General features: G+C 44.1%; 11 protein-coding genes. 2 read left to right on the top strand and 9 right to left on the bottom strand.

The annotated features are described in order from the left end of the window. Positions 1-45 precede the first annotated feature (45 nt). The 3 genes from QQ041_RS11400 to QQ041_RS11410 form a co-directional block, all read right to left on the bottom strand. On the bottom strand, positions 46-1416 hold the full coding sequence (locus tag QQ041_RS11400; protein ID WP_048607137.1) for a DASS family sodium-coupled anion symporter: 1371 nt from the start codon (positions 1414-1416) through the stop codon (positions 46-48). A gap of 197 nt (positions 1417-1613) precedes the next feature. Beyond that, positions 1614-2414 (bottom strand): vancomycin high temperature exclusion protein, encoded by an 801-nt coding sequence (locus QQ041_RS11405; RefSeq protein ID WP_029405420.1) that lies wholly within the window; start codon positions 2412-2414, stop codon positions 1614-1616. 193 nt (positions 2415-2607) lie between these two features. Continuing rightward, positions 2608-4296, bottom strand: coding sequence for an NAD-dependent malic enzyme (locus QQ041_RS11410; protein ID WP_060982468.1), 1689 nt, complete (start codon positions 4294-4296; stop codon positions 2608-2610). Between the two features lie 184 nt (positions 4297-4480). Here QQ041_RS11410 and QQ041_RS11415 point away from each other — a divergent pair, with 184 nt between their 5' ends. Both QQ041_RS11415 and QQ041_RS11420 read left to right on the top strand, forming a co-directional pair. Continuing rightward, positions 4481-6859 (top strand): helicase-related protein, encoded by a 2379-nt coding sequence (locus QQ041_RS11415; protein WP_285953972.1) that lies wholly within the window; start codon positions 4481-4483, stop codon positions 6857-6859. Between the two features lie 203 nt (positions 6860-7062). Further along, the gene (locus QQ041_RS11420) at positions 7063-7440 is read left to right on the top strand and encodes a hypothetical protein (protein WP_019821854.1); all 378 of its coding nucleotides are present in this window, start codon (positions 7063-7065) and stop codon (positions 7438-7440) included. 156 nt (positions 7441-7596) lie between these two features. Here QQ041_RS11420 and QQ041_RS11425 read toward each other — a convergent pair whose 3' ends face one another. The 6 genes from QQ041_RS11425 to QQ041_RS11450 form a co-directional block, all read right to left on the bottom strand. Continuing rightward, entirely contained in the window at positions 7597-8700 is a 1104-nt protein-coding gene (locus QQ041_RS11425) for a phosphoribosylaminoimidazolesuccinocarboxamide synthase (RefSeq protein WP_061018304.1), read from the bottom strand. A gap of 277 nt (positions 8701-8977) precedes the next feature. After that, a complete protein-coding gene (locus QQ041_RS11430; RefSeq protein WP_017055178.1) occupies positions 8978-9385 on the bottom strand; it encodes a SulA-like leucine-rich domain-containing protein in 408 nt (135 codons plus the stop codon). Positions 9386-9749: 364 nt separating this feature from the next. Then, on the bottom strand, positions 9750-9938 hold the full coding sequence (locus QQ041_RS11435; RefSeq protein ID WP_004733419.1) for a hypothetical protein: 189 nt from the start codon (positions 9936-9938) through the stop codon (positions 9750-9752). 165 nt (positions 9939-10103) lie between these two features. Beyond that, positions 10104-11204, bottom strand: a complete 1101-nt coding sequence (locus QQ041_RS11440) for a tetratricopeptide repeat protein (protein WP_285953973.1) — start codon at positions 11202-11204, stop codon at positions 10104-10106. A 157-nt stretch (positions 11205-11361) separates the two neighbouring features. Further along, positions 11362-12027: an OmpA family protein gene (locus QQ041_RS11445; protein ID WP_019821864.1), complete on the bottom strand. Its 666-nt coding sequence runs from the start codon at positions 12025-12027 to the stop codon at positions 11362-11364. Positions 12028-12140: 113 nt separating this feature from the next. Next, the gene (locus QQ041_RS11450) at positions 12141-12830 is read right to left on the bottom strand and encodes a DUF2786 domain-containing protein (protein WP_123961915.1); all 690 of its coding nucleotides are present in this window, start codon (positions 12828-12830) and stop codon (positions 12141-12143) included. Positions 12831-12951 lie beyond the last annotated feature (121 nt).

Consider the following 12951-nt stretch of genomic DNA (forward strand, 5'->3'; position numbering starts at 1 on the left):
CTAAAAGTACTTGTCTATAAACATAAGTCTATTGGACGTTAGTGCTTACCAGAAAATCCAAGCGAACAGAGTCAGAACTAGGATACAAACTAGGTTCAACACCATACCGATTCGCATCATCTCTTTCTGCTTGATGTGACCCGAGCCAAACACGATTGCGTTAGGTGGTGTGGCTACTGGTAGCATGAAGGCACAAGATGCAGCAACCGCAATCAGTGCAGACAAGATAACTGGAGACATCCCCAGCGCTTCAGCAATAGTCGCAAATACAGGGACAAGCAATGCCGCACTCGCCGTGTTACTCGCAAATTCCGTTAGGAATACCACGAACGCTACCACGGCTAGAATCGTAAGCAGTACGCCAGCTGTTTCTAAAAATCCGCTTAGTGAGTGTGCTAGGAATACACTGGTTCCTGTCGCTTTCAGAATATTACTTAAACAGATACCGCCACCGAACAGGATAAGCACACCCCAGTCTGTTGTTTTCTCTACATCTTTCCATTCCACCGCTCTAGAAGCGCCAAGCAGTACAATTGCGCCAATCGCTACCAAGCTATCAAATTTAGAGAATCCGCCAATCATTGCGTTGATTGGTTTACCGAATATCCAAAGCGTTACCGTTAAAAGGAAGATAGACAGTGTGATTTTCTTGCTGTTTGTCCACTCAACTGGGGCATGGTCTAGCTCGAATTTGTGGTCAAGCTTTGGCTTAGTCATCACGTAAAGAATAATCATCGCGATTGGCAGTAAGATCATTGAGATAGGTAAGCCAAGCGCCATCCACTCTGTGAAGCTCAAGCCAACTTCTGCCGCTGCAATTGCGTTTGGTGGGCTACCAACCAAGGTTGCGATGCCACCGATTGATGCACAGTAAGCGATACCCAATAGCACGAACACGTAGGTGTTGCGGTCTTCACTTTGGTCGACTTTGTTCATGATGCCAAGAACAAGAGGAAGCATCATTGCAGTGGTGGCTGTGTTTGAGATCCACATTGATAGACCGGCACTAACACCGAACAACATGAACACAGCGACCGACATTCTGCCTTTTGCAATCAGCAGTACTTTGTCAGCAATCGCTTTATCTAGCTCTTGTTTGTTCAGTGCGGCTGCTAATGCGAAGCCACCCATGAACAAGAAGATGATTGGGTTTGAAAAGTTAGCCAGCGCTGCGGGCGTGTTGAATACACCAAACAAGACAGCCAATAGGGGAACGAGCAAAGCGGTGATGCTGACGTGAATAGCTTCTGTTAACCATAGAATGGCAACGAATACGAGAATACTCAAACCTGTATTCACTTGCGCTTCGAATGGCAGGGTATTAAGCAAAACTGCAAATAGCGTGAAATTACCAATTAATATCATGCTGTTGCGGGTAAACAACCAGTGTTTCAGTGTAGTAACAAGTGCCGTCATAAGACGCTCCTTTTGTTTATCCTCGTTTTATTGGTACACGACTTCATTGAGTCGTGCTTATTATTTTCGAGGTATATAGCTTGATGTAGGGTCAGACTTTGTTGGAAGAATGTTACTCAAGTTAATAAAGGAGTGTTGGTGTGTTTTTGCTTAACAATGGGGAAGTGTGAGGCAACAAATTCAAAATGTGTAGTTTTCTACACATCGGTCTCTTCAGGGGCTGCAATCGGGCTTGTTGTAGGGTCGACAACAGGGTTTACAGTGGGGTCAGTAATAGGGTTTGGAATCGGAAATGATTCCGGTTTTGGACTCGGTTGAATAGGCTCTTTAGGTCCAAGAAACTTTGGCGTTGTCCCCATAATATACAGATCAAGGAATGCTTTGGTACGCGCAAACACTTCACGTAAACGTATCGTGGTTCCGGAATGGTGGGTTGGTCCTGAAACGGCTAAACACTGCGCGTGAATATCGTAAGAATTGGCGATGAATAGCGCTCTTTCACAGTGGAATTTTTGAGTGATGATCAGGAAGTTATCGGTATCGAATATCTTTTTGGCGCGAACAATCGAGTCTAAGGTTCTGAACCCCGCGTAGTCGAGATTGATACGTTCATCGGGGACGCCTGCTTTCAACAAGTCGCGCTTCATCGTCCACGGCTCATTGTAAGAGCGATGAGCGTTATCGCCACTCAGTAGAAATTGGTCCACTTTTTCACGATCGAACAGCTCAATCGCCGCTTCAATTCGGTGCTTATAATAGTCGTTGAGTGTTCTACCCAAATATTTGCTTGTGCCAAGCACAACTGCAACCTCAAGCTCGGGCACTTCATCAATATCGTAGATGATGCGATCTTCCGCTTGCCATGAAACCCAATAATCGATCGCAATAACCGCAGCGCTGCCTACCAAGAACACAATAAATGAGCCATACAGAAAACCTTGCAGTTTTTTGTATGTTTTTAGTAAGTAGTTTCGGCAAATGTGAGAATTGAATTTCACTCTCGGCATAGTCCTTTGACTGAGCATTATTTTTTGAGTGCTCGATAATACCAAATAAAAATGAGAAAAATCAGTTAAAAAGACAAGACAGTGTAAAGAAAAAAGCCCCTGCAATAGCAGAGGCTCTTAGAAGAGGAATTAACGCTCTTTATTCCAAGCGCAGTACGCTTTATTCAAAGTACAGCACGCTTTATTAGAATGCCGTGCGCTTGTAGCGACGGTAAACTGGTTGCCAGAAGTGCTGGTCAATCGCTTGTTGTAATGCTTCTTCAGTGATCTCTAGAGCAACACCTTGCTCAATCGCTTTCTTACCAACAGCAAAAGCAATCTTCTTAGATACGGTGTGGATCTCTTCTAGTGGTGGAAGTAGAGCGCCCGAACCATTGATAGCGAGTGGAGAACACGTAGCAAGTGCACGGCTTGATTCCATTAGCATTTCGTCAGTGATACGTGAAGCATTCACAGCCAATACACCAAGGCCAATACCTGGGAAGATGTAGCTGTTGTTACACTGAGCAATTGGGTAAGTCGTGCCGTTGTGAACTACTGGCTCAAATGGGCTACCTGTCGCAACAAGTGCTTGGCCATCAGTCCAACGAATAATGTCGTTTGGTGTTGCTTCAACACGGCTTGTTGGGTTCGACAGTGGGAACACGATAGGGCGTTCACAGTGCAGGTTCATCTCTTTGATGACTTCTTTGCTGAATAGACCTGGAGCACCAGATACACCAACCAATACTGTTGGTTTCGCGTGGCGAACAACGTCTAGTAGAGAGAAACCAGTGCCGTCGCTTTCCCAGTCTTTGGTGTTTTCGTTGGTTTGAACCAGACGCTGTTGGAAATCAAGCAGGTTTTGCATGCCTTCCTGTAGCAGACCCCAACGGTCAACCATGTAAACTTGAGAGCGAGCTTGTGCATCGCTGATACCTTCAGACACCATTTGAGCAATGATAGCTTCAGCAATACCACAACCTGCAGAACCGGCACCTAAGAAGGTAATACGCTGATCTGACAGTTTGCTGTTTGCTGCTTTACATGCTGCAAGTAGAGAGCCAACCGTTACGGCAGCTGTGCCTTGGATGTCATCGTTGAAACAACAGATGCGATCTTTGTAACGCTCAAGCAGTGGCATTGCGTTCTTTTGTGCGAAATCTTCGAACTGAACTAATGCATCAGGCCAACGGCGTTGAACCGCTTGGATGAACTCTTCAACGAATGCATCGTAGTCAGCACCTGTGATACGAGGGTGACGCCAGCCCATGTACATTGGATCAGCAAGACGTTGCGGGTTGTTAGTACCCACATCGAGCACGATTGGTAGCATGTAAGCTGGGCTGATGCCGCCACACGCTGTGTAAAGTGCTAGCTTACCAATTGGAATACCCATGCCACCGATGCCTTGGTCTCCCAAACCAAGAATGCGCTCACCATCCGTAACCACGATAACTTTAACGTTGTGGTTTGTCGCATTATTCAGTAGATCATCGATACGATCGCGGTTCGGGTATGAAATAAACAGACCACGACCACGACGGTAAATATTTGAGAAGTTCTCACATGCTGCGCCAACCGTTGGCGTGTAAATGATAGGCATCATTTCAGAGATGTGGTTTTGAACTAAACGATAAAAAAGCGTTTCATTAGTGTCTTGGATGTTGCGAAGGTAGATATGCTTATCCATATCACTTTCGAAGTTACAATATTGTTTGTATGCACGTCCTACTTGCTCTTGGATTGTTTCGGTTGTTTCCGGTAACAAGCCTTCAAGGTTGAAAGAACTGCGTTCTTCAGCAGAGAATGCGCTGCCTTTGTTTAGAAGAGGTGTACTTAGTAGAGCAGGACCAGCATAAGGGATATATAGAGGGCGTTTATCGTTGTTCATTGGATGCCTAATATGGGAGAAAGGGTAACTGAAAAATGATAACGGTTTAGTTATTCAATTGTAAATAGTTTCTCCGCGATCTGAGCAAACAAAATGATATTCTTACCTCTGTCCCACACTTATCGAATTTCAACACGATAATTCGTTATACTTTGCTCACACTTTTTCGCGACGCTCCTTTTTTATGTCATTACTTCCCATCGATGCTTATCAAAATGTATTCCACGAACAAATCGTTAATTCTCACCTTGTCGTAGAGGCTGAAACCGGATCGGGTAAATCTACGCGATTGCCAATTTGGGCTTCCCAACATGGGCGAGTGTTGGTGGTGGAACCAAGACGCATCGCGTGTACATCACTGGCTAAATATCTCGCACAACAATCGGGCGAGAAGCTTGGGAGCAAAGTGGGCTATGCGATTAAGCTTGAGTCTGAGTACAACGAGCAAACTGACGTTGTTTTTGTGACGCCTGGTATCGCGCTGCGTTGGCTGTCAGAAGATGGGCTCGCTAGCTTTGACGTGATCGTGGTGGATGAGTTTCATGAGAGACGCTGGGACATCGACTTGCTGGTGGCGATTCTGAAACAAAAAGCGAGTCACCATTTGGTGATCACATCAGCAACCATTGAGGGTGAACGCCTTGCTTATTATTTGGATGCGAATCGAATCAGTTGTGAAGGCCGAACTTATCAAGTTGAGATTGAACACAGAGCGAATGAATCCAGAACTCTGCCTGATATCCGACATCTAGAGCAGCGCATCGCGGAAGAAGTGAATCATCAATTAATTGCGTCTTTCGGCGATATGTTGGTTTTTCTGCCGGGTAAAAAAGAGATTGTGCAATGCGAACAAGCCTTAGCGAAAAATCCAGATATCCAAGTCATTAAATTGCATGCGTCGGTCAGTGATAAAGAGCGAGATTTAGCGTTATCGGGTCGGAATATCGATACTGCAGGTAATGGTTTGAGAAAGGTCATTCTTGCGACCAACGTTGCAGAAACCTCATTAACCATTCCTGACATCGGTGTGGTGATAGATTCAGGATTAGAAAGGCGCACTGTTCAGCGTAATGGCAGAACAACTCTGATGCTTAAATCCATATCACGAGCCAGTGCCAAACAACGAGCTGGCCGCGCGGGTAGGGTCATGGACGGCGTTTGTGTGCGTCTATATGGTGAGCATGCGGCGTTAGAGTTAGTCACACCGCCTGAATTGCAGCGTGAAGAGCTGACCGAGCCTATGTTGGCCGCGGCATGTTGTGGATCTCCGCTTGAGAGTTTGTCTTTCCTCGATCCTATTCCTGAGAAGTCGCTAAATAGCGCAACTCAAACCTTGCTGACGATGGAAGCAATTAACGGCAACCATCAAATTACCGAGCATGGCAAAAAGCTGTATCCGTTGCCGATTGACGCTTTGTATGCCGATATCGTTACTCGAATCAAAACCAAAGCATTAAAAGAAGCGATGGTCGATCTTACAGCGGCGTTATCCGTTCCGGCTCGTTTGTATCAATTACCGAGCAATGCAGAACATCTGGAAGCGCTCGCGCAACAGGAGAAAGAAGGGTGTGATTTATGCCTGTTGATTCAGATTGTGCGTGGTCGCGAATATCCGCATCTAGAAATAGATCAACAAGCACTGAATGAAGCACAAGGATTGGCGAAGCAAATGCGTGAGGTGTTTGAACTTCCTCAGTTAGAAGTCGCGTCACGTTTCCAGCGCATTGAACTGCTTAAGACTATTGTAAATCTGCATCCTGAATTGGTGTTTGTGCGCCGACTGAAAAGGAAAGAAGCCTTTGCCAATGGAGCGTTAGAGGTAGTACTTGGTCGTCAGAACCGTTTCCCAGACAATGCACAAGCGATGTTGGTGCTTGATACCCACAGCTTGCCGGGAAGAGGTGTTAAGCAGACACTGACCTTAGCGACGGTCACGGCCCCCATTCCTCTTGAGCTTATAGTTGATGCTCAGCTAGGAGAGTGGGAGCAAGGCGAAACAATAGTAAATGACGATGGCGTTTTTACCGAGATGGCGTTGATGTATGCAGGCCGTACAATTACAACCAAGCTCGTCGTGGCTGAAGGGCAACTATCATTGAAGCCTATCGTCGACCTTGTGTTAAGTGGGGTTCAGCTTCCCGGTTTTGCAAAGGTTCGCACTCAAGAAATCAAACACTGGCAACTGTATGTGAAACTCGGTCTCGATGAGCAAACACAATACACACCAGAAATTGAGAACATTAACTTTGAGCTATGGTTTATAGAGCAGCTTGAAGTGTTAGGTGTTACTGATGTCAGCGAATTGGAAATGTTTGACCACGCAGACATACCGTTCGATGGCATTCCAACTTGGTTCTATTCAGAATTTTCGGAGAAATATCCGTTTGCATTGAGCCTTGCCGACTTGCAACTCGATGTAGAATACTTGCCTGCGAGAAAGCTGATTTACGTTCACTATCAATCGGGTAGTCGAAAGTTATCGCCAAAACGTTGGGAGCTGCCGACATGGTCAGGCTGGCGTATTCAGTACAAAAAAGCGAGCCGAATAATTGATATCAAATAGATGGATAAGTTTTATCTCTAAAATATTAATCAAATAGGTGCATATATGATTTTTCAGTGCTTATTTTGTTACAAGTTTGATTTTTATATGCCTTTTTAACCAATCAAAAGGTCATAAAAGACTATTCTTCTATATCCTATTGCTATAAAGAAAGAGTTGATAGATATTGAGTATATTGTGTTGCCAAAGTGTCGGGGGACATCATGGATAAACAGGAAGAGACGCGTGTAGAGTTCGATTACACAACATTTCTTGGCGCCTCATGCAGTAAAAAATGGACTTTTCTGGAAGCACTCACCACAATTGCGCCAGTGTTCAGTACCGTCTGGCGAGATAGCATTAAAGAGCTAGCAAGCCCTGAAGATCGTTTATGGCAGATGGCATTGAAATCGATGTCGACGCGTAAAAGTGATGAGTCAAACATTGTGACCTTACTCAAGCTCGCGAAGCTGGAAGGAATCAATGAGCTCAAAGTGGTGATGCCATATTCTCTTGAAGAAGAGCAGATCGAGTATATTGAATCGCGCAGTCATTTAGTGATTGCGGGTAATTCAGGAGAAGAGTTCACGATTAGGCTGTAACTTCAGTTCGCCGATAACCTCTCTCAGGAATAGTAAAACGTACACGTAAAAAGGGCCTCAATGTTGAGGCCCTTTTAGTATCTAAAATCTGTGTTTACGAGCTTATTAGCTTTCTAGCTTTTTATTTTGAGATTAAGCAATTAAGCAATTAAGCGACTAGTCGATTAGACCATAGTCAGCGCGCAGTACATCAATGATCTCTTGCTTAGGATTTTCGCTCAGTACGATCTCCGCACCTGTGATTTTCGCTGCGATATCAAGGTAAGTGCGAGACAGAGACATTAGCGAATCAAGAGGCAGTTCATTGTCACGAGCCAATGCTTCACGTTCTGGCATGCGTTCTTTGTTCAAAAGAATGTCGGCATCAGGGAAGTAGTTAAGCAAGAACTGACGGAAGCCTTCTTTTGAATTCTCAACGATGTTGCCGTTGTTGTATTCCTGAGTATCCCAAATGCGAGATGAATCTGGAGTGCCCACTTCATCCATGTAGATAAGTTTTTCTTTGCCTTGAGCATCGTTGACGTAACCGAACTCAAATTTGGTATCAACGAAGGTTTGGTCTACTTTTGCTAGCGCTTGGCTGATTACGTTGAAGCCTTCTTTAAGAAGTTTCTCGTAATGCGCGATGTCACTTGCTTGAGTAAAGTTGAAGGCTGCGAAGTTGTCTTCGATGTTGCTACGTGTGATGTTCACATCATCAGCTTCTGGAACGCCAGGAATGCCTTTCAAAATCCCTTTTGTTGAAGGCGTGATCAGTAGCTCAGGCAACTTTTTGTCTTTCTCAAGGCCTTCAGGCATCTCGATACCACAGAATTCACGCTCGCCATTTGCGTAAGCACGCCACATAGAACCTGTGATGTATTGACGACAAATCGCTTCAATCATCACTGGGCGAGCTTTTTGTACAATCCATACGAACGGGTGAGGGATATCAAGAATATGACTGTCAGCAAGTCCGTTGTCTTTAAACAATTTGAACCAGTGGTTAGAGATAGCGTTCAGAGCCGCTCCCTTACCTGGAACACCTTTCAGATTCCCTTCACCACGCCAGATACAATCAAATGCAGAGATACGGTCACTGATCACCATGATTGCTAAAGGTGCATCTGGTGCTACATCGTAGCCTTTCTCTTTAATTAGTCGTTGGCTATCTTCTTCAGTTAACCAGTAAACCGAACGAACCTTGCCACTGTGGACAGGTTTATCAGTGCGGATTGGGAGGTCATCATTTACGGCAAGAACTTGATCAGCGAGGCTCATTTAGACATTCCTATCTTTTATCAAACGTCATACAGAGAAGTGCAATGTGCACATGATTAGACGGGCATTATACTCAATCTACTATTTGCTTCCAGAGAAAAAGCAAACGATTGCTAAATCTATTGTTTAAATAAAAACCCCCGCCTAACAATCCGCTAAAAAATTGGCGAATTATAGGGCAGGGGAAGGCAGTATATTTGGACTGTGTTTTGGAGCTATGTTTTGTGAGCTCAAAGGTTAAGCTATGTTTGTTAGCTAAAAGGCTAAGCAAGGTAGCTTAGTGAATACGCTCTGAATTTGCATCCATAAAGAAGACTTCACATTGAAAACGTAACCCTAATGTTCTTAGGTACTGTTGGCTGAACTGATCAATCGATGCACTTGCAACAATCGCACTCGCATTCTTAGAGCGGATGGCTTTCTCGACCGTTTCAACTTCCGTCATCTGGTGAGAGGCTTTCATATGAATAACGCGGTCACAGCAAACATTATGTTGCTTAAGCTGCTTTGCCGATGGTCTTGGTGTTTGAGCTGTAAACAGTAACCACTGATGTTGATTGGACAGCAACGCCATTCTTGCAAACAACGCTTCCTCGTTTGAATTTTTGCTTTTACGAGAAACTGATGTAAATGCGCAGTGAACTAGCGGGCTAGAGTGTTGTGCTTTAACGTGTGCTTGAATCATTTTGCTGTCCTTATATACATGCTGTATGTGTATACAGTAGTTTTAGTTACTTATAAGATCAAGCGTTTTTTGCGGGATTATTGGACGATTTCGTCTGGGGTTATGAATGAAATGCAATTAAGTCATTGAAATAATTTGATAAATTAAATTTGAATGAATTTGCTATTTTGTCTCATAAGTTGAAAAAAATGTGAGCTTTATACAGGTGTATACAGTGGTTTTGACAGAAAAGTACAGTATACACCTGTATAGAGATAGAGATAGAGATAGAGATAGAGATAGAGATAGAGATAGAGATAGAAGATCTAAAACCACAGGCACAAAAAAAGCGCCTTAGGCGCTTTCTTATATTTCACGGTGTTGCTTATCTCAATGTCGCTTGGGAGAGTTTTGCTCTCATTTCCATTTCACCAATATTGAACTGGCGAACATCAATGGTTGCAATATCATTGCACTCTTTACATGCATGATGACACTTACCATCTAGGTAGTCGTGCTTTTTAACTAGGCTTGGCTTTTTGCACCAATCACAAACGCCTTCTATTGTGAACATATTCTCTCCTCACCTGTTTAAGTCAGGTGTATTTTCGGCGCAAATTATGACACAAGTAAGACCCATTAGTTAATAGTTTGTTACCCGTTTTTGAGAGGGGGATCGATTGCAACACCAATAAAATCGATATCTTTGAGATCTAGAAAAATGAAGATGTGTATTTGTTTACGGTTTTGTAACATTTTGTAAAATGGTTTTTAGCGCATTGTTCAAACGTTTCATTTCTTCGTCACATCCGTGACCATCTGGATGGTAGATCTTTGATAGCTGTTTGTATCGGATCTTGATGCTTTTTTGGTCAGGGATTGAGCTAGGTGTGTAGCCAAATAGCGCGCAGGCCACCTGCAAATTACTCAGACCTTTACTGTTTTTCTGCTTCTTCAATTCGTGGAACATAGTGTGCAGCTGGCGTTTCTGCTGCTTAATCGTATGGTCCTTCGAGCTAAGCTGCGCTTCAAGTGATTGTTGTTGCTGTCGCGAATCACCTGACTTTAGAGCGTGTCTTTTTCTTAAGATAACGAGAGTAGCAATGATGCTGATAATTGAAATCAACACGGTCAAGGCTGTGCCAATCAGATAGTCTGAATACGTTAGGTTGGAACGTGTCGCCTGCTCTTCGTATGGCAGAGGCGAAGGGAGAGTGCTTGCTCCCTTTTGATTAGATAGCCCTTGATTCGCGCTGGTTTCATTTTTGACGTTGTCGTTGAGCTTCTCAATCGAAGAGATCTGCTTTGCACGTTGCTGATTGAATTGCGCTTCCAAAATACGGTTGTACCCCACTTCTGCTTGTGGATTATTTTTTAAGGCTGCTTCATACCATAGCTGCGCTTCATCTAGCGGTTGAAGGAGGTCTTGTTCTAGCGAGGATTCGTAGATCTTTGCGACTTCGATAGGCGCGCGCTGGTTACCTTGCAATGCTGCTTTAATAAACCATTCCAAAGCAAGCTTATTACTTTGTTCAACACCAGTTCCTGCCAAGTACCATTCGCCCAGTCTAAATTGCGCGTTTGGGTTACCGCTTTCTGCTGATTGCGTGTACCAATATAATGCATCACTGGTGCTAAGAGGGACGTCAACACCCGATTCATAAGCTTGAGCTAATTGGTATTGAGAAATGGGATCTTGAGGTTGTGATTCTAGCGAAAGCTCGTCACTACTTGCAGCGTGCACTAAATGTGGTGTGGCCAACGGTATCGTGGAAAAGGTGATGGCTAGAAATAGAGTTCTAAGCAGTGACGATGACAAAAAGTTGGATAGGATAAGCAAAAGATAAGTCTCGTAAAAAAGCCCAGAGTCGATATGTCAGTATGAATACGCTTTATGGTTGTTGGTTATTAGTATTACATTAATTGAGTAACATAACTGATAAACAACTATATAGAGGTTAATTCAATAGATAAAGACGGACTGGGCTTTAATCGTGCTACTTAAGCGGCAAGATTTGAATTTCTACGCGACGGTTACAAGCACGACCTTGAGAGGTATTGTTGTCACATAGAGGGTAACGTTCACCGTTACCACGAGCAATAGCACGACCTGCTGCAACGTCTTGAGAGATCAAGAATGCGCGAACAGATTCAGCACGACGCTCAGAAAGGATTTGGTTCGTCGATTCGCTACCAGTGCTGTCAGTGTGACCTTCAATCACTAGGCTAGTGTCTGGGTATTCAACGAGGATGCGAGCAACGCCGCGAAGGGTGTTGTGAATGCTTGATTCCAAAGCGTAAGAGCCAGAATCAAAACCGATGCCGTTTTCTAGGCGAAGTAGAAGTTGGTTCTCACCGACGCGTTCAACTTGAACGCCTGAATTCATTAGCTCTTCACGAAGGGCTGCTTCTTGTCGGTCAAAGTAGTAACCAATACCACCACCAACAGCCGCACCACCTGCTGCGCCGATAAGTGCACGTTTACCACGGTCTTTAGAGTCACCAGTTGCAGCACCAGCAACGGCACCAGCGAGTGCACCAATTAGAGCGCCTTGAGTTGCAGAGTTAGTCTCAGATTCGCCAGTTGTCGCGTTTTGGCGTTGAGTTGCCTGACAACCCGTTAGAGCGACAGTAAGTGCTAGGGCTAGTGTGATTTTCTTCAACGTATTTTCTCCATCATGTACTTCTGTCAAACGAATGAATGTGAATGACAAACATAGTCCTGTAAATCTTATTGATGGTTTTTATCAATACGCTGAAGCAATGTAAAGTGGCTCTATGATTTAGTTATCTTTTTAGCTGCCTGGGTGCCGCCAACCGGTCGATTAACAGACAATTTACGACCTTTCTTCAAACCAACTTCATAATCAGCAGTAAGGTTTTTCATCGCTTCTTTGAGTTGTTGCTTGAACGTTTCGCGGTCTATATTTTTGAATTCTTTATCAATGTAGTTATTGATCTTGTTGTTTGATTCGTCGTCTGGAGTGATGGTTGGCAGCTTTTCAAGCGCACCTTCTACCCAACCTGAAACAAACGAGTTAACGCGACGTGTCACTTCTAAGGATCCTGTGCCTGAGCCAGCAAAGCTATTTCTGAATTGGCCAGTGTGCTCATTCAGTTCGCGATAAATAATATCGAACGCAAAGGCTGCGAAGATAGCGCGATCGGCTTCACCAATGAACTCAACACGCTTAAGGCCTTTGTGATTCAGTAACACGGCTTCTACGCCAAACTTGGTGTTGATACCGCGAATAACACGCAGCAGTGTAGAACTGATATTTGCAGGTAACAGGTGACTGGACTGAGTTTTCCCCATCTTGATAAATTCAATATCGTCTTTTTCGAGACCATATTTCAGCATCAAGTTATGCGCCATTTTTATCGCATTGGCAGCTTCATTGACGTTCGCAGAATTTCCAAGCTCAAGACACTTGGCAATTTTCTTTAGGGCTTTTTTCTTATCCATCGACAATTTAATCAGTACCGCAAATTTTTAAAAGTCCAACATTTTACATGTTTTCGCGGGTAACAGAAAGGCAAAACTGATTTGATGAATAAGTGAGGCGGTGAACATTGGACTGCATGAT

Origin of the sequence: Vibrio sp. TMPB1044, from assembly GCF_030442075.1 — a bacterium.
Lineage (GTDB): Bacteria > Pseudomonadota > Gammaproteobacteria > Enterobacterales > Vibrionaceae > Vibrio > Vibrio satsumensis.

Excerpts from the sequence above, each read along its gene's own strand:
- QQ041_RS11425 (WP_061018304.1), bottom strand. The coding sequence starts at position 8,700 with ATGAGCCTCGCTGATCAAGTTCTTGCCGTAAATGATGACCTCCCAATC.
- QQ041_RS11435 (WP_004733419.1), bottom strand. The coding sequence starts at position 9,938 with ATGTTCACAATAGAAGGCGTTTGTGATTGGTGCAAAAAGCCAAGCCTA.
- QQ041_RS11430 (WP_017055178.1), bottom strand. The coding sequence starts at position 9,385 with ATGATTCAAGCACACGTTAAAGCACAACACTCTAGCCCGCTAGTTCAC.
- QQ041_RS11450 (WP_123961915.1), bottom strand. The coding sequence starts at position 12,830 with ATGGATAAGAAAAAAGCCCTAAAGAAAATTGCCAAGTGTCTTGAGCTT.
- QQ041_RS11415 (WP_285953972.1), top strand. The coding sequence starts at position 4,481 with ATGTCATTACTTCCCATCGATGCTTATCAAAATGTATTCCACGAACAA.
- QQ041_RS11420 (WP_019821854.1), top strand. The coding sequence starts at position 7,063 with ATGGATAAACAGGAAGAGACGCGTGTAGAGTTCGATTACACAACATTT.
- QQ041_RS11400 (WP_048607137.1), bottom strand. The coding sequence starts at position 1,416 with ATGACGGCACTTGTTACTACACTGAAACACTGGTTGTTTACCCGCAAC.
- QQ041_RS11410 (WP_060982468.1), bottom strand. The coding sequence starts at position 4,296 with ATGAACAACGATAAACGCCCTCTATATATCCCTTATGCTGGTCCTGCT.